General features: G+C 42.8%; 19 protein-coding genes and 1 pseudogene. 11 read left to right on the forward strand and 9 right to left on the reverse strand.

Annotated elements, in window-relative coordinates; translation table 11 throughout:
• Window positions 1-69 precede the first annotated feature (69 nt).
• Together PUQ00_RS05660 and PUQ00_RS05665 are read right to left on the reverse strand one after the other, a co-directional pair.
• A complete protein-coding gene (locus PUQ00_RS05660) occupies window positions 70-555 on the reverse strand; it encodes a helix-turn-helix domain-containing protein (RefSeq protein ID WP_300413998.1) in 486 nt (161 codons plus the stop codon).
• On the reverse strand, window positions 552-782 hold the full coding sequence (locus tag PUQ00_RS05665; RefSeq protein ID WP_300414000.1) for a hypothetical protein: 231 nt from the start codon (window positions 780-782) through the stop codon (window positions 552-554). The genes PUQ00_RS05660 and PUQ00_RS05665 overlap by 4 nt, the downstream gene beginning before the upstream one ends.
• Before the next feature lie 94 nt (window positions 783-876).
• On the opposite strand from PUQ00_RS05665, the gene PUQ00_RS05670 reads away from it, so the two are divergent.
• Together PUQ00_RS05670 and PUQ00_RS05675 are read left to right on the forward strand one after the other, a co-directional pair.
• A complete protein-coding gene (locus tag PUQ00_RS05670) occupies window positions 877-1,032 on the forward strand; it encodes a hypothetical protein (RefSeq protein WP_300414002.1) in 156 nt (51 codons plus the stop codon).
• A 9-nt stretch (window positions 1,033-1,041) separates the two neighbouring features.
• Window positions 1,042-1,269 (forward strand): type II toxin-antitoxin system MqsA family antitoxin, encoded by a 228-nt coding sequence (locus PUQ00_RS05675; protein ID WP_300414005.1) that lies wholly within the window; start codon window positions 1,042-1,044, stop codon window positions 1,267-1,269.
• 114 nt (window positions 1,270-1,383) lie between these two features.
• Here PUQ00_RS05675 and PUQ00_RS05680 read toward each other — a convergent pair whose 3' ends face one another.
• Window positions 1,384-1,641, reverse strand: coding sequence for a hypothetical protein (locus PUQ00_RS05680; protein WP_300414007.1), 258 nt, complete (start codon window positions 1,639-1,641; stop codon window positions 1,384-1,386).
• A gap of 363 nt (window positions 1,642-2,004) precedes the next feature.
• On the opposite strand from PUQ00_RS05680, the gene PUQ00_RS05685 reads away from it, so the two are divergent.
• Window positions 2,005-3,582 carry an NAD(P)H-quinone oxidoreductase subunit 4 gene (locus PUQ00_RS05685; protein WP_300414009.1) on the forward strand — a complete coding sequence of 526 codons (1,578 nt, stop codon included), beginning with the start codon at window positions 2,005-2,007 and terminating at the stop codon, window positions 3,580-3,582.
• Window positions 3,583-3,771: 189 nt separating this feature from the next.
• On the opposite strand, the pseudogene PUQ00_RS05690 reads toward PUQ00_RS05685, so the two are convergent.
• Window positions 3,772-4,023, reverse strand: a pseudogene (locus PUQ00_RS05690) (DUF4351 domain-containing protein); the annotation flags it as partial.
• 144 nt (window positions 4,024-4,167) lie between these two features.
• On the opposite strand from PUQ00_RS05690, the gene PUQ00_RS05695 reads away from it, so the two are divergent.
• The 4 genes from PUQ00_RS05695 (at window position 4,168) to PUQ00_RS05710 (ending at window position 7,105) form a co-directional block, all read left to right on the forward strand.
• Entirely contained in the window at window positions 4,168-4,890 is a 723-nt protein-coding gene (locus PUQ00_RS05695; protein WP_300414011.1) for a Uma2 family endonuclease, read from the forward strand.
• A 254-nt stretch (window positions 4,891-5,144) separates the two neighbouring features.
• A complete protein-coding gene (locus PUQ00_RS05700) occupies window positions 5,145-5,378 on the forward strand; it encodes a DUF433 domain-containing protein (RefSeq protein ID WP_300414013.1) in 234 nt (77 codons plus the stop codon).
• Window positions 5,379-5,639: 261 nt separating this feature from the next.
• Window positions 5,640-6,611: a hypothetical protein gene (locus PUQ00_RS05705; protein WP_300414015.1), complete on the forward strand. Its 972-nt coding sequence runs from the start codon at window positions 5,640-5,642 to the stop codon at window positions 6,609-6,611.
• A gap of 2 nt (window positions 6,612-6,613) precedes the next feature.
• Window positions 6,614-7,105, forward strand: a complete 492-nt coding sequence (locus PUQ00_RS05710; RefSeq protein WP_300414019.1) for a hypothetical protein — start codon at window positions 6,614-6,616, stop codon at window positions 7,103-7,105.
• A gap of 184 nt (window positions 7,106-7,289) precedes the next feature.
• Here PUQ00_RS05710 and PUQ00_RS05715 read toward each other — a convergent pair whose 3' ends face one another.
• The 4 genes from PUQ00_RS05715 to PUQ00_RS05730 are packed head-to-tail and all read right to left on the reverse strand — an operon-like array spanning window position 7,290 to window position 9,711.
• Window positions 7,290-7,733: a DUF29 domain-containing protein gene (locus PUQ00_RS05715; protein WP_300414023.1), complete on the reverse strand. Its 444-nt coding sequence runs from the start codon at window positions 7,731-7,733 to the stop codon at window positions 7,290-7,292.
• Window positions 7,730-7,936 carry a DUF433 domain-containing protein gene (locus tag PUQ00_RS05720; protein WP_300414025.1) on the reverse strand — a complete coding sequence of 69 codons (207 nt, stop codon included), beginning with the start codon at window positions 7,934-7,936 and terminating at the stop codon, window positions 7,730-7,732. The genes PUQ00_RS05715 and PUQ00_RS05720 overlap by 4 nt, the downstream gene beginning before the upstream one ends.
• A 13-nt stretch (window positions 7,937-7,949) precedes the next feature.
• Window positions 7,950-8,228 (reverse strand): LapA family protein, encoded by a 279-nt coding sequence (locus PUQ00_RS05725; RefSeq protein ID WP_300414027.1) that lies wholly within the window; start codon window positions 8,226-8,228, stop codon window positions 7,950-7,952.
• Between the two features lie 58 nt (window positions 8,229-8,286).
• Window positions 8,287-9,711, reverse strand: a complete 1,425-nt coding sequence (locus PUQ00_RS05730; RefSeq protein WP_300414029.1) for a phosphoglucomutase/phosphomannomutase family protein — start codon at window positions 9,709-9,711, stop codon at window positions 8,287-8,289.
• A gap of 146 nt (window positions 9,712-9,857) precedes the next feature.
• On the opposite strand from PUQ00_RS05730, the gene PUQ00_RS05735 reads away from it, so the two are divergent.
• The 3 genes from PUQ00_RS05735 to PUQ00_RS05745 all read left to right on the forward strand — a co-directional run bounded on the left by PUQ00_RS05735 (window position 9,858) and on the right by PUQ00_RS05745 (window position 13,280).
• The gene (locus tag PUQ00_RS05735) at window positions 9,858-10,712 is read left to right on the forward strand and encodes a PD-(D/E)XK nuclease family protein (RefSeq protein WP_300414031.1); all 855 of its coding nucleotides are present in this window, start codon (window positions 9,858-9,860) and stop codon (window positions 10,710-10,712) included.
• Window positions 10,713-11,049: 337 nt separating this feature from the next.
• Window positions 11,050-11,985, forward strand: a complete 936-nt coding sequence (locus tag PUQ00_RS05740; protein WP_300414033.1) for a leucine-rich repeat domain-containing protein — start codon at window positions 11,050-11,052, stop codon at window positions 11,983-11,985.
• A gap of 416 nt (window positions 11,986-12,401) precedes the next feature.
• Complete coding sequence (locus PUQ00_RS05745; protein WP_300414035.1) at window positions 12,402-13,280, forward strand: peptidoglycan recognition family protein; 879 nt, start codon at window positions 12,402-12,404, stop codon at window positions 13,278-13,280.
• Window positions 13,281-13,414: 134 nt separating this feature from the next.
• Here the strand turns inward: PUQ00_RS05745 and ribBA are convergent, their stop codons facing one another.
• Window positions 13,415-15,088, reverse strand: a complete 1,674-nt coding sequence (gene ribBA / locus PUQ00_RS05750) for a bifunctional 3,4-dihydroxy-2-butanone-4-phosphate synthase/GTP cyclohydrolase II (RefSeq protein ID WP_300414037.1) — start codon at window positions 15,086-15,088, stop codon at window positions 13,415-13,417.
• Between the two features lie 461 nt (window positions 15,089-15,549).
• Between ribBA and argC the strand changes: the two genes are divergently transcribed.
• Window positions 15,550-16,608: an N-acetyl-gamma-glutamyl-phosphate reductase gene (gene argC / locus PUQ00_RS05755; protein ID WP_300414039.1), complete on the forward strand. Its 1,059-nt coding sequence runs from the start codon at window positions 15,550-15,552 to the stop codon at window positions 16,606-16,608.
• The last annotated feature ends 32 nt before the right edge of the window (window positions 16,609-16,640 follow it).

Consider the following 16,640-nt stretch of genomic DNA (forward strand, 5'->3'; position numbering starts at 1 on the left):
TTGTATATTGACAAAAATAAAGTCTACATTGTAAAATGTCAACAGATAAATCAAAAGTTCTTTCGACCTTTAGCCTCTGTCTATATATTTAAATCCAGCTTGATCGGCAATTAAGGTTAGGTATTTCGATGTAGCTAGGGTTGGCTCATAGGCTGCAATTTCCCATTGACTGACTGTTTGCTGATAGACACCTAGTCTTTCTGCAAACTCCGCCTGTGTTAAACCCATGTGAAGACGCAGTGCTTTGATTAATTCGCCATTCCACAGTACAGTGTCACCCTGAAGCTGAACTTGAAACTTATTAGGAGGTTTATAAAATGTGACTTGCTGATTATCAATATCAACATTTTCAACACGATATCCTGCTTCTATCCAGGCTGAAGATTGTAATGCGCCTTTGCTGCGATTACTCCACCATGCCCGTTTACTTTTCGCTGAATTAGGCAAAGTATCTTTTATTAAAGTTTCGATTTCAGCAAATGATAGAGTTATTTCATTTTGATCACTGCCACGTAAAAACTCAAGGATTGGCTGATATTTACTGCCCTCCTTCATGTCACTTCTTCTTCTCCTAATATCATCCGTTCTACATAAGCTTTAGCTTCAGTGAGTAAGTTTTCAGCATCCACATACAAACACTTGGCTTGTATATAAGTATCCTGCATAACTAGCGCTATATGATCTTCAGCTTTAAATAACTCCTGTAGATTTATATGGTGGCGATAGTTCTGTGGTATGTTAGCCGGATTTTGGTAAGGATTAGTGAAATCGGAGAAAGGCATGAAGTTATTGCTATGCAAGACAGGTTACACAGTAAATAAATGATATGCGATCGCGGGCAATCGCGCTTTCTCTATTAAAAAGCGAAGACAAGTTATGGAAGTTGACTTTTGCGTTGTCGATTGTGCCGTTAACCTCACAAGCTTTTTCACCATTGTTAACGGTGAAGGTCTGAAGTACGTAGAAAACGGTCGCGCTCAATTCTATGGCTTAATTGTGTTTGGGGCAGTTTTGGGCTTAGTGATTGTCTAGGAGACGAAGATGATGAGATGCGTAATTTGTCAGCATGGAGAAACTAAACCAGGTTTAGTAACTGTGACATTAGAAAGAGATGAATGTATTATTGTATTAAAAAAAGTTCCCGCAGAAATTTGTGATAACTGCGGTGAATATTATTTAAGCGATGCAGTTACGGAACAGGTTTTAGAAAAAGTAGAATCAGCTATTAATAATGGAGCAGAATTGGAGATTATTAAATATGCAGCTTAGTGTTATTATTTGCTTCTCTGTTACCATTCATGAAGCTGATGGTATAGATATTGTTTAATCAGAATTTTGAGACGGCGTTTGAAGGGAGGTGTAAAACGAACTTCTGCTATAAATCTAGGCTTCGATATCGTCCCAAAGCTCTGAAACTGGAAAAGTTTGTCCTACTGCTGCTTGTCGCATGGATTCTTGCAAATCAGCTAATATTTGTGATTTTGGCTCTTGTTCATCAATCCAAGCTAAACCACTGACGTTATCAGAATTTATGAAACTCATCATCTGTTGCCAAATTTCTACAGGGATGAGTACATCTGTTGTTTCTCCATCTACATTAGTAACATAACGAATTTGACTTTTAATTTGTGCGATTATCATAGGATTATTTCCCCTGTTATGCTTTTTTTGCACCAAATCGCTTTTTTCAACAACCACGCATATAGCATCGTGTATTTTTAGCGATGGGTTGGGCTATGCGTAGACGCGGAGCGGCTTGTCGTAGACATCGCACCGCTAAACTATAATTTTAGCGGCTTTTTTAGGGTAAATTTTTGACTTGATTGGGGGTATCACAACCCACATTACGCACCCACAAGTGTCAAAAGAGACTCTCAAGATAAAAATGGGGGATTGCGAATTTAATTAAATCAACCTAACGAGGAAGACGAAATCCCTAAAAAGCTGTTAGTTAATAACTAGTGACTTTTTGCCAAACATGATTTTGATAGCAGACGAATTGTGATGAATACAGCTAATTTTCCGTGGCTGACGACGATTATTCTGTTTCCGATAGCGGCGTCGCTACTTCTTCCCATCATCCCTGACAAAGAAGGCAAAACAGTGCGCTGGTACTCCCTCATCGTAGGGCTGATCGATTTTGCACTAATTGTTTACGCTTTTTATACTAGGTATGATTTCTCCAATCCAGGTTTGCAGTTGGTGGAGAGTTACCCCTGGGTATCCCAACTAGATTTGAATTGGTCAGTAGGGGCAGATGGCTTGTCCATGCCCCTAATCATTTTGACTGGATTCATTACCACGCTGGCGATTTTAGCAGCTTGGCCTATTACCTTCAAGCCCAAGCTATTTTACTTCTTGATTTTGGCGATGTATGGCGGTCAGATTGCCGTGTTCGCCGTCCAGGATATGCTGTTATTTTTCCTGGTGTGGGAACTGGAACTAGTGCCGATTTACTTTCTGCTGTCGATTTGGGGAGGCAAAAGGCGGCAATATGCAGCGACCAAATTCATTTTATACACCGCCGGCGGTTCGCTGTTTATTTTACTGTCTGCCCTGACAATGGGATTTTACGGCGATACGGTGACATTCGACATGCGATCGCTCGCCCTCAAAGATTTCGCCCTCAATTTCCAACTTGCACTTTATGCTGGCTTCCTAATTGCTTACGCCGTCAAGTTGCCGATTATTCCCTTGCACACTTGGCTACCTGATGCCCACGGTGAAGCTACAGCCCCCGTACACATGTTATTGGCAGGTATTCTCCTGAAAATGGGTGGTTACGCCTTAATTCGGATGAATGCCCAAATGCTCCCCGATGCCCACGCTTTTTTTGCGCCTGTATTGGTGGTTTTGGGGGTAGTTAATATCATCTACGCTGCCTTGACATCATTTGCCCAACGCAACCTGAAGCGAAAAATTGCCTACTCCTCAATTTCCCACATGGGCTTTGTGATGATTGGTATCGCCTCCTTCACCGATTTGGGATTAAGTGGGGCAGTGTTGCAAATGGTTTCTCACGGGTTAATTGGGGCGAGTTTGTTCTTCCTCGTTGGCGCAACTTATGACCGGACACACACCCTGATGCTGGATGAAATGGGTGGTGTCGGCAAGAGAATGCCGAAGGTTTTCGCCATGTTCACCACCTGTTCAATGGCTTCTTTGGCATTGCCAGGGATGAGCGGTTTCGTGGCAGAATTGATGGTATTTGTTGGCTTTGCGACTAGTGATGCTTATAGCTCTACCTTCAAAGTCATTGTGGTGTTCTTGATGGCAGTGGGAGTAATTTTAACTCCAATTTATCTGCTGTCGATGTTGCGGGAAATTTTCTACGGACAAGAGAACAAGGAATTAGTTTCTCACCAAGCTTTGATAGATGCTGAACCCCGCGAAGTATTTATTATTGCTTGTTTGTTGATACCAATTATTGGTATTGGTTTTTATCCGAAGTTGTTGACTCAAATGTATGACGCTACAACTGTACAATTGACGGCAAGATTGCGTGATTCTGTGCCGACATTAGCACAGCAAAAAGACGATGCACTAAAGGTTTCTTTGAGTGCGCCTCAAATCGGTAATTAGTTGCGATCGCTAGTTTAGTTTAGTTTAAATATTGATTACTTTGAGGGCGGGTAGAAAACCCGCCCTTTTTTTAATAACTTGTAACTTTTGATTCGTTAAAGTAAAAAAAACTCATCGAACTGAGTCCAAAAAATCCTGTATGGGGTAAGTAAGTAGATGTATTTTTTACAGATTTCATAAAAATAGATTTTAAGCTGATTGATTCGTTTGCAACCAGTTAAGTAAATCTTCCATAGCATTAAAATCTAACAAAGCTTCACCAAGGTTTTCTAATTGATTTAAAGAAAGAGATTGAATGCGCTCTTGCAATTGTGGTGATAATTCTCTCACTCGTCTTTGTAGTAACCTTAAAATAAGCGGTTGTTCACCTTCTTGTTTACCGCGCTCGTAGCCGATGCGCTCACCTGTAGTTATATATCTCATAGTCCGCTCCTGCTCAAACATCGGTCATATTTATCCAAGAGGCTGATTTTCGTCAGATTGATACGGATACCGTAATACACACTCATTTTGTCTTTGTATACCTCCTTAATTATCCATAGATTTCCTACAATCAAGGTACAATCAGATTTGGCAAAACCACTGATGTTAAACTACAATCCTCTGCATTGCTTGCCATCTTCCGAAGAACTACCCGACTCAGATGATACCTCTGTGGATAATGAACTACAAAATTTAATTCCCGGCTTGCTAAAAACGATACTGGCTTTGGTTTGGTGCGATCGCTGGGATTGGTTCTTTGGTGTTGACATGGGTATTTATTATCACCCAGACAAAGCAGCTGTTGTCTCTGATGGGTTTCTCAGCTTAGGAGTTAAACGCTTCATTGATGAGGACTTACGCCTAAGTTATGTGCTGTGGGAAGAAAATAAACTGCCAATATTAGCATTAGAAGTTGTTTCCCAAATATATCGGGAAGAATATAGCACCAAGAAAGAATTTTATGCCAAAGAATTAGGAATTTTGTACTACGTTGTATATAGTCCCTTTCGTCGTAAAAACCCACCTTTGGAGGTGCATCACTTAGTTGATGGCGAATATATTTTAATGTCAGGAAATCCCATTTGGCTACCAGAGATTGGTTTAGGAATTGGGCGAGAACGGGGAATTTATCAAGGTATCGTGCGGGAGTGGCTGTACTGGTATGACGATGAAGGGCAAAGATTGCTGACACCAGAAGAACGCATCAGGGAAGCGGAAGAACGTACAGCTTTTGAACAACAGCGACGTGTGGAAACAGAACAACAAGTGAAAATGTTGGTGGAAACGTTGAAGGCGCTTGGTGTTGATCCAGAAACTTTGTCATAGATTCACCAAATTTTGTCATGGCAAGCGATGTCTACAATGGGCTACGCCTACGCGTCTACAACTCACTGATACAGAAATTCTAAACTTCATTGATTACCTAAAGCTACAACTAACCCAAAACTGCCCAACTTAGCTTCTGTTGTGTGAGCTTTGGATAATTGCGATCGCTTGTCAGTTGCACTTAAATGTTAGGCTGGATAATTGCGATCGCACAATTTGAGTTAAATAAAAGTACCTGATATTAAAATACTTGCATGAACCCAAGGGCTGATTTGTTGACACGTATTACTCAAACTCCTGGTCAGTGTGGTGGTCGTCCTTGTATTAGAGGTATGAGAATTCGTGTGAGTGACATTTTAGAAATGTTGGCTGAGAATGTCAGTGTTTCTGAGATTTTAGAGGATTTTCCCGATCTCGAACTCGAAGATATCCAAGCCTGTTTATTGCTCGCAGCAGGGCGAACTGACTTTCCTCGACTGACAGCATGAAAATTTACAGTGATGTGCGTAGGCGTAGCCCATCGTAGACATCGCTTCTCCATTGCATTGATGTTTTAGCCTTCCACAGGTGCGATCGCACTCAAGACGAAAACGATTGACAACTGCATTCATCACAGTCTCAAATTTATACCTTCTGAATGTTCATTAGTTAGTATCTCCGGGAAAGATAAGTATAAGGTGATGCCTTGTCTTCATATTTAACCCGTAGACAAGTACTAACCAAATATTAATCACAATCAAGAGTATTTCATGATTCCACTGATTTTGGGTGCTGCGGCTTTGGCAAGCGCTGCTTTCGGAGCTGTAAAAGGTGCTGAAGGCATTGGCAATATGAATCAGGCAAAGGAAATTGGTGAACAGGCTCAACAAAAATACGAAAGTAGCTTGCAAAACTTAAAAGCAGCCTGGGAAATTACCAACCAGTCAGCAGAAGTCTATGGTCAAATGCAGCTTCGTATCAAGCAGGGTACAATTTCAAACTTTATAGATTTTATTGAGAGAATTGGTCAGCAAGCTTCCCAAAACAATCTGGACATTGTAGCTGAATTAGACATCTCCACTCAGCAAATTCAGGAGTACAAAACAGAAGTTATCAAAGCTGAACAGTGGGTGAAAGGTGGTGTGAAAGCAGCCGTTGCAGCCTCAGCAGCAGGTTCTAGTGCAATTACTTTAGCAAGGAGTGTAGGTACTGTTACTGTTTCCAGGTTCTTTGGATTGTGGGCTACTGAAGTCGGTATCTCACAACTTGGTGGTGCTGCGGCTTGGACTGGAGCCATAGGTTGGTTCGGTGGTGGTAGTATGGCGGTTGGTGGTGCTGTCTTGGGAGGTATTACACTCGGCCCGGCGTTGATGGTTGGGGGTTTTCAACTTGCTGGTAAGGGTGAGGAAGCTTTGACTAAAGCGCGAGAGTATGAAGCTAATATCAACGTAGAGATTGCCAATATTCAAGCAGCTCAAGATTTTCTCTTACAGGTTAAACGGCGAACAGTGGAACTTGCTAATTTAGTGTGTAATTTAAACAACCGTGCCAAATCCGCACTTCAAGAGCTTGAATCGCAATCTTTTAATCGCGATCGCGATGCTAGCAAATTTCAAGAGGTCGCACTTTTAATTAAAGCACTTGCAGAAATTATGAAAATTCCTATTTTAGATAATGAAGCACTGTTAAACCCTGCTACTTTAACCATCCAAGCTAAATACAAAACTCTCGGAGGTATTTAGCAATGGTTTTACCAAGTATCGGTACAGTATGTACTGCGGTTAACGCCACAAAATCGTTAGTAAGCATTGTTTCGAGTTACAAGCAAATTGGAGAGCAAGAACGGACTAAAAGACGTGAAATAGCAGCTTTGGAAAAAACCCAATGTGTTGATATAGTTGCTTCAGCTTATAGTGAATATAAGATAATTGCTGAACAGGAACAGACAAACAGACGAGAGATTGAAGCTTGGAAAAAAGAAACAATCACTAAGATTAACGCCCAGCGAGAGTTGCTGATGGCGTATCTAGATCGCTCTTTTGATGAACGTGCAGAAAACTTTCGCGCTTTGTTTGCTGTCATTGATAATGCGATCGCATCTGGCAATAATGACCAACTAGCCCTTACCTTAAACTCAATCACAGAAATAGCTAAATCTAGCCCCTTCAAAGACCTTGCAAATTTAACTTCTGTTCGCGCCGCCCTAGATGATCCAGATCACGAATGGACATTTTGATTTTATAACAGTGCGATCGCTCTCTCAAAACCTTTCAAAAAAGCTTGCCAACGCAGGCTTTTTTTATGTAGTGTGATTCTTGCAGGCGCTGTGAGAAAATAGCAATCGTCAAATGCCAGGTTAACTAATGCAGATTAATTGGCTGCGTCGTGCGCTTCCTATGACACAGCCACAAATACATTTATCAAATATCGCTTGCTTCCGGTAGCCAGTCTTCATCCAACACTAATTCTAAAGAATATGGACACTGTTGTGGAAACACGGAAATTAGCATCCCCGTTTGCTTGGCTGCTTGGCAACGTGCCCTTTGATAACTTTCCTCAAGTTGCTCTGTAGGATAGCTTTTAAGACTAGGACTATCTTCTATGGCTAACTCAATTTGGGTGCGAGAATCGGTGATAGAATCCAGCCAACTATCTGAGCGACGCTGGGATTGATATTGCCACTTGAGCAGATGCAACAGCAGGCGAGTTAATTGACTGGCAATAGCCCGCCGTTCACTTTTGCCCAAGCCTTCAACCTCTTCAATCAGATATTCTACATCAACTTCTTGCCAGCGATGCGATCGCAATAGTTGGGCTGTGTGTTCAATCCACAAATTAAAATCTGCTGTATAAGTTGCGCTCATAGCCCTTCTCGATCAGCCGCATAGCTTAGGCAAGCCAAAATATGCTCTTGTGTCAAATAAGGAAAGTCATCAAGTAGTTCCTCGTAGGTCATGCCAGAGGCAAGATAAGATAAAACATCGTATACAGTAATTCGCATTCCTCGAATACAAGGCTTACCACCTCGTTTTCCTGGTTCGATTGTAATAATGTTTTGATACTGCACAGCGATTCAAGCCTCAAAAATCTTCATCGTCAACAAAAAATTCCGCATCGTCTTCTAATCGAGAATTACCCTGCCCAATACCAGCAAGTCCCCACAGAGGTTGCAGCAGTGCCATACCAATTAACCCTACACCGGCACTAAAAGCTAGCACTAAACCCATCGGTATCTGAATCGATTGGAATGTTAAGAATTTTAACGATACGGGTGTGGCATTTTGAACTGAAATAATCGCGATCGCTATTACCCAAACTGCTACAACTAGAGATGTCAAAAAAGGAGCGAAAGTTTTCATATCTTAATAAAAGTTAGGGGTTAATAATTCTTAACTTATAACTCCTAACTCTGAATTATTAAACTGCTACTGCCTTTAGTTTAGCAATCGCCCTCTCTAACTCTTGCGCGATTTGGGTGAGTTTTTCGGGAGTGTTGGTTTCTAAATAGACGCGTACCAGTGGTTCTGTACCGGAAGGACGCAGTAAAACCCAGCTCCCCTCTTCTAAATAGAGCTTAATACCGTCTTTATGCCCCACTTCCTTGACTTTAATTCCTGCTACCTCTGTAGGTGGATTTTTAGTAAAAGAGTCGATGACGGCGGTTTTATGCGCCTCTGTGAGGTGCAAGTCAACGCGGTTGTTGTAAAGGGGGCCATCGGCTTGGGCGATTGCTTCTTTGACAAGTTGACTCAGGGGTTTACCTTCATAGGCGATCGCTTCTGCCACCAGCATATTAGCTAATATCCCGTCTTTTTCGGGAATATGCCCAATAATACTCAAACCGCCTGATTCTTCTCCACCAATTAATACAGCAGTTTCCCGCATTTTTTCGCCGATGTATTTAAAACCGACTGCTGTCTCATAAATTTGCAGCCCATTTTTAGCAGCGAAATTATCCAGCAGGTGAGTTGTAGCCACAGTGCGAACTATGGCACCAGTTTTACCTTTGTTTTTGATTAAATGACCTGCTAGAACTAACAGCACAGTATTGGGTGTGAGAACAGTTCCTTGTTCATCAACGATCCCAAAGCGATCGCCATCTCCATCCGTCGCCAAGCCCAAATCAGCGCGATCGTGAAGTACTGCTTCCACTAACTCAACTAATTGTTCTCCTTTGGGTTCTGGCATTCCACCCCCAAATAAAACATCCCTCCAATCGTGGAAACTTTCTAACTGAACGCCACTATATTGCAAAACTTCATCTAAATAGCCACGAGAGGTAGAATAGAGCGCATCGTACTTTACCTTTAAATTAGCGCTTTTGATCCGTTCTATATCAAGTAAGGTGTAGATAAATTGTAAGTAATCAGGTTTCGGATCGAAAATTGAAATTGAACCTGATGGGCTGCTCCCAGGCAACTCATCCGATGCACTTTCTATATTTGCCACAATAGTATCAGTAATCTCTAGAGTGGCAGGCCCAGCATAATCAGGTATATATTTAATTCCACAGTAGGGTGCTGGATTATGGCTAGCAGTAAACATCAACGCTCCTGCGGAATTTAGGTGACGGGCGTTGTAGGCAATTACTGGTGTGGGGCAATCTCGATCAGTAATTTTCACAGTCCAACCCAAGTCTGCCAGTACTTGAGCTGCTGTTTGGGCAAACTCCTCAGCTAAAAAGCGAGTATCGTAGGCAATAAGTACTGGTCTGTCTTTCGTATAGGCTGTTTCCAAGTAAGTGGCAATTGCCCTTGTCACTTTCCGCACATTGAGGAAAGTAAAGTCATCGGCAATAATCCCTCGCCATCCATCGGTGCCAAATTTTATCTTACTGGACATTTTTGCCACTTGCTCCCGTACATTATCAGTAGTATAAAAGCTTCGCGCAAAGCGTGTGTAGCAGCAAGTATCCCCGGAAGTTCTTTTCTAAGGAAGTCTTAGCTGAAACTTCTTCCCACCGTATTTTCTCTCACTGTTTCTGAGCAATGTTAACCCCCGATCGACCTTTTGCCAGTTATCACCTTTGGTCTCTAGTTGCCCCAGCGACTGGGCAAGAACGCTGGCATTGCCAGATGAGACGGGGGTTTATCAAAGCGCGGCAACACGAACCACAAGTCAAAGCGCTTTTAGCGCAAGCTACCGCACCCCAGCGAATTGGCATACTCGCCCAAAAAGGCGTTTATGAGTTTCATCATCACAGGCATCTGTTGAAGCAAGTAGATGGTGTAGAAAGAGTTGCACAGCTACTTAAATTAGGCAACTCCAGCGAGCAAGTCCAGCAACGCGTGCTGCAAATTTTGAAAAAATATCACGATGCTCCCTTGCTTTTGGATAAAGATATTATCCAATTAACTCCGGGCGATGAAGGCTTTCCTAAACCGATTGTAATTGAACAAGAAGATTATTGCTTTCGCTTATATGCGGCTATGGACTGCGTTTTCATTGAATCTGATAGCACTTTACATATTTTGGATTTCAAAACGGGTAAATCGGCTTTTGACCGACGACAGGCATTAGTTTATTTACTAGCTGCTCGTTATCTTTACCCTGGACGAAAAGCTGTTGCATCATTTTATAATTTGGAAATATCTAAAAAATCTGAGTTAATTAGTATTAATAATAGTGAATTAGAATCTTTAAAATTTGAGTTAGCTAATGTGGCTCACAAGCACCAGCATGATTTGCATAAATATCAGGAAGAAACTAGTAATTTCAGTAAAATTTTCCCTCCCAATCCTGGTTCGCACTGCCGCTTTTGTCCATTTAACTCAATCTGTGAGTTTGCAGATTTTAAGCAGCATCAATCATCTCCACTGCCCAGTTTAAGAGTTAATAGTTAGTGGGGAGTGGGAAGAATAACTAATGCATTTAAAATAACTAATATTTTCTGAACGCAATTTGATATTCGTGAATGAACCTTGGAGCTTCGTCAATGAACCTTAGAGCTTTGTGAATGAACCTTGGAGCTTTGTGAATGAACCTTAGAACTTTGTGAATGAGTAAATGTTATTGCAAGGTTAGGGATGCCTACGTCAAGTACTGCGTCCTACCCACCCAGCTAATTTAAACATTACAGCCCTTTCTACGCAGATAGAACACATTAATCTAGCCCCATTCCCCATAACCTGCGATACACTATTCTGGTAAATATCGCTACAGAATTGGTGAGGTTTGCAAGTGACAAAGGAAGAACTGTTGCAAATTATAGAAAAAGCTGCCAGGGAAAAGGAAACGGTGCTAAACCTCAATCACAATCAACTCAGCAGTCTGCCACCAGAAATCAGCCAACTCTCCAACTTGACTGAGCTATCCCTCTGTGGTAATGAACTCAGCAGTCTGCCACCAGAAATCAGCCAACTCTCCAACTTGACTCACCTATACCTCGATAAAAATCAACTCAGCAGCCTGCCGCCAGAAATCAGCCAACTCTCAAAATTGACTGAGCTATCCCTTGAGAACAATCAATTCAGCAGCCTGTCGCCAGAAATCAGCCAACTCTCCAACTTGACTGAGCTATCCCTCGCTAACAATCAATTCAGCAGCCTGCCGCCAGGAATCAGCCAACTTTCAAACTTAATATGGCTATCCTTCGATAACAATCAACTCAGCAGCCTGTCGCCAGAAATCAGCCAACTTTTCAACTTGACTGAGCTATTCCTCTGTGGTAATCAACTCAGCAGCCTACCGCCAGAAATCAGCCAACTTTTCAACTTGACTGAGCTATTCTTCTCTGGTAATCAATTCAGCAGCCTACCGCCAGAAATCAGCCAACTCTCAAACTTGACATTGCTAGACCTCTCTTGTAATCAACTCAGCAGTCTACCGCCAGAAATCAGCCAACTCTCAAACTTGGAATGGCTAGACCTCTCTGGCAATCAACTCAGCAACCTGCCGCCAGAAATCAGCCAACTCTCAAACTTAATATGGCTAGGCCTCTCTTACAATCAACTCAGCAGCCTGCCGCCAGAAATCAGCCAACTCTCCAAGTTTAATAAGCTAGAGCTAGACCTCAAGAACAATCCACAATTAACCTCGCCGCCGCCTGAAATTGTCAAGCAAGGAACGCAGGCAATTTTGACCTATCTTCGAGCCAGGTTAGAAGCTAAAGGATAATATCTTTCTAAGCTGCTAGTAGTTGGTGAAGGGGGTGTAAGTAAAACATCATTATTAAATGACTCGTTACAGCACTATTGCAGGGATTATAAACGTATATTTGACTAGAATTAAGGTATTATAGCGATTATTGTTTGGATACCATCTACGATAGGGCTTTTGACTCGTTCCCAGGCTCCCCCGGGAATGCATTCATTGAGTCTCTGACTCAATGTCTAACTGGAGGCAGAGCCTCTAATCAGCCATTCCCATGCAGAGCATCGGAACGAGAAAAGGATAAAACCCCTTCCCTACTAGCGTTGGAGAGCAAGAATCAAAGCCTCTGCCCCTGTGGGGGAGAAGAATGGAAGCGGGGTTCTAAGAATAAGTTGCACATCGCGTAAGTTAATATCTACCGTTTTACTGGTATTAGAAAAATGAGGTTTACAGACTGGGCGACTAGGGTGCTACTAATCTCGCTGATGTTCATGGCTTTAATTGCAGTGCTGCTAATTGGACGAGCGACAAAATTACAAAATAATCCGATAATATCCCATACATCCAATCCACAGGTTACAGCCTTGAGTCAATATCCACAGGCGCAATTCCAATCAGCGAAAGAGTCAGAGAATAAATCTCAAAATGTTATCAAGTCTCCAGTCAAGATTAACAAGCCTCTAGCAAGGTATATAACCACTCAAGCTTTTGCACGCTACAGACCTAATTATCAAGTTGCTTCGGTTGACCCAAGTAACTATGGTGAACGTTACGTCCAAGATGTTAACGGCGTTCCTGTTAACAACCAACCAATTATCGTCCTCCATGAAACTGGGTATTCTGCTTCCAGTGCCGTTAATTTCTTTCAAGTAGCCCATAACGATGAAAGTGTGCAAGCAAGTTACCACGCTTTAATCAAGTTAGACGGAACGGTGGTTTATCTAGTACCGCCAGAAAAGCGGGCTTTTGGTGCAGCTAACTCTGTATTTGATGGTTCCGAGGGAGTGGAAACTGTGCAGACTAATCCACATTTGCCTCCGTCTGTGAATAATTTTGCTTATCACGCTTCTTTGGAAACACCGCCAGATAGTTATGACAGTAGCAGCCAACAAACCCATAGCGGCTACACGGAGGCTCAATATCATTCTCTTGCTTGGTTAATTGCTCAAAGTCAAGTAAGAAACGATCGCATTACTACCCACCATCTCGTAGACCGTTCTGGTAAAAAAGTTGACCCGATAAATTTTGATGGTAATAAATTTCTGAACTTACTTAATACTTATCGTCAGGTCAGACCAATATATAGGGTAAGTAATTAATTTATAGCGGTTCCCAGATGCATGAAGTACATCAGATTAAAACCTCACCCCCAACCCCTCTCCTTACTAAGGAGAGGGGAGATGAAGCACATCTGTACCTCACGAGATTAGGAAAGGCGATAACATTATTGAAGCTATTTGCTAAAGCTATAAATTTGCTGCTTTTCCAGGCGATCGCTAATCGATGAAGGCAGTGTACCATCCGGGAATGTCTGGCGATCTAGTTGGACTTGTAAATTACTCAAAGGATCGCAACCAGAAGAAATCAGAAATTCTAGTTTCTGGATGTAAGGCAAAGTTGCGAGGTTGTCCAAAATCTGGAAGATTGCCTGTATATAAGGATGACCACTTTGGTGATACCAATCACAGCTAGCAACTTTTGGCTGATCAAAACCTAAGTGTACTGTTAAAGATGGCTCGTCAAATAAAGCGATCGCTAAGGGACGCGCTTCTTCCTGCAACAATAAATCATTAGTTCTCGCTAAGTGTCGCATTTTCTCTAAGCGTTCATAACGTTCCGTCACAGCTTCTGGGTCATCTTGCCAGTGGATTGCTACTGTCACTAGATAAGTCTGTAACAGCATATGACCCAGCTTTTTCGCCTTTGTCGCCAGGTAATAGGAATTGTAGTCGGTTGCCTCAATCAATAACGGTAGGCGATCAACTACTTCCAACCCATAGCCCTTGACCCCAGCAATTTTACGGGGATTATTGGTAATCAGGCGGATCTTTTTGATGCCCAAGTCCATGAGCATTTGTGCCCCCATCCCGTAGTCTCGCAAGTCAGCAGGAAATCCCAAGCGCTCATTGGCCTCGACTGTATCGAGTCCCATATCCTGCAATGAGTAAGCTTTCAGCTTGTTAATCAAGCCGATTCCCCGCCCTTCTTGGCGCAGGTATACAACTACACCTTGACCAGCAGCCTCAATCATTTTCAGTGCGGCTTCTAATTGCATTCGACAGTCGCAGCGCAAAGAACCCAAAGCATCACCAGTTAAGCATTCTGAGTGCATCCGCACCATCACCGGCTCATCTTTGAAGTTAGCTGGATCGCCCTTGACAATTGCAACGTGTTCTGTATTATCCAGGGTATGGCGGTAGGCATAAATTTCAAACTGACCGAATTGACTAGGCAGTTTGGTAATCACCTCACGATACACTAGGCGATCGTGCTGTAGGCGATAACTAATTAAATCCGCAATACTAATAATTTTTAAATTGTGACGTTTAGCATATTCAAATAACTGCTGCAACCGCGCCATTGAACCATCGGAGTTTTGAATTTCACAAATTACCCCGGCTGGGTATAGCCCTGCTAGTCGAGATAAGTCCACCGCAGCTTCTGTATGTCCGGCGCGTTTGAGTACGCCTCCCTGTTTAGCCCGAATCGGGAAAATATGACCAGGACGACGTAAATCGGTAGGTTTTGTGGTTGGGTTGAGAGTAACCTGGATAGTGCGGGCGCGGTCTTCTGCTGAGATGCCTGTGGTAACACCCAATTCTGGCCCGGCATCAATACTGACAGTGAAGGCAGTTTGGTTAGTATCTGTAATGTTGCTGACCATCAAGGGTAAGTCTAGCTCGTCTAGGCGATCGCCTGTCATTGCCAAACAAATCAGTCCTCTAGCTTCCACCGCCATGAAATTAATCGTGTCGGGTGTGGCAAATTGGGCAGCACAGATTAAGTCGCCTTCATTTTCCCTATTTTCATCATCTACCACTACAATGACACGACCAGATTTTAGGTCTGCTAAAGCGGCATCAATCGAATCAAATTTAAAACCTTGGGTAGTATTAGGCTGTGACACAGAAAGATTTCCAGCTACCAACGTAAATTTTTTTAACAATTTCATTTCTTCTTTTCGATTGTAGCTCCTTTACAAGTCAGAGAATTAGACTAGCAATGATTTGATAACGTGGCAAAAATTTTTGCCATTAAAATTAGGGTCAAGGGGAGTGACTGCGGTCTTCTCCCAAGGGGCGATAATGCAGCCTCAACTCTTGGAGAGGCTGCCGTCAACGAGTCCGCGTATTCCTGCAAAGAAGCCAGCCGCTATGCGCGGGTCTCCCGACTTGAGCGGACTGGTGTCAAGTGGGGTTCAAGAGTCAATTAACTGAATTTTATATAGACTTTCGACTCTTGACTTTGGACTGTTGACTCCCCAAAACAAAGTGAAGGGGTTTGAGGCGTTTTGTGCGCTGCGCTAGTCGCTGATATTGTTGATAGCTGAGAACGAATTAACTATTCATGGGATAAGGATTTCAGATCATGGGCAAATTTAGACGCGTACCCGTTGGGATTGTTGGCGCGTCGGGCTATGGCGGAGTACAGTTAGTACGATTACTGATGGATCATCCAGAAGTCGAACTGGTTTATTTAGGCGGTGAGAGCAGTATCGGGAAATCCTTTGGAGATATCTACCCACATCTGGCTCATGCAGCTAAACTGCCAATAGAGGCGGTAGAACCAGAAATAATTGCTCATCGCTGTGAAGTAGTTTTCCTGTCTTTACCAAATGGTCTGGCTTGCCAAATCGTGCCCAAACTTTTGGAAAAAGGATGTAAAGTACTAGATTTGAGTGCAGATTATCGGTTCAGTGATTTGACAACTTATACAAATTGGTATGGTACAGAGAGAAGCGATCGCACAATTGCAGCTACAGCAGTTTATGGATTACCAGAACTTTATCGCGATCGCATTGCCGAAGCTCAACTCGTTGGCTGTCCTGGTTCCTACCCGACTGCTAGTCTTTTAGCACTTTCACCACTCTTAAAGCAAGGTTTAATCGTACCGGAGACAGCTATTATCGATGCCAAATCTGGCACATCTAGTAGTGGACGACAACCTAAAACCAACTTATTACTAGCTGAGGCAGACAACTCCATAGCAGCTTTCAATGTTGGGCGTCACCATCATACCCCAGAAATTGAGGAAATTTGCAGTGACTTAGCTGGTCACGAACTCATGATCCAATTTACACCACACCTGATCCCAATGGTGCGTGGTATGTTGGCAACGGTATATGCCACACTGCGCGATCCTGGTTTAGTGCGAGATGACTTAATCACAATTTTCTCAGCCTTCTACCGCAACTCTCCTTGGGTGAAAATCTGCGGTAGCGGCGTTTACCCCCAAACCAAATGGGCTAACGGCAGCAATCTTTGTTATATCGGTGTAGAAGTTGACCCGCGCACAGGTCGCGTGATTGTCATGTCAGCAATTGACAATCTAATTAAAGGGCAGGCGGGTCAAGCGATTCAGTGTCTAAACCTGATGATGGGCTGGGATGAAACGTTGGGGTTGCCCAAGTTGGGGTTTTATCCGTGATAAATGGGGAGTGGGGAATGGGGAATGGGGAA

The organism is Nostoc sp. S13, assembly GCF_029379315.1.
Classification (GTDB): Bacteria; Cyanobacteriota; Cyanobacteriia; order Cyanobacteriales; family Nostocaceae; genus Nostoc.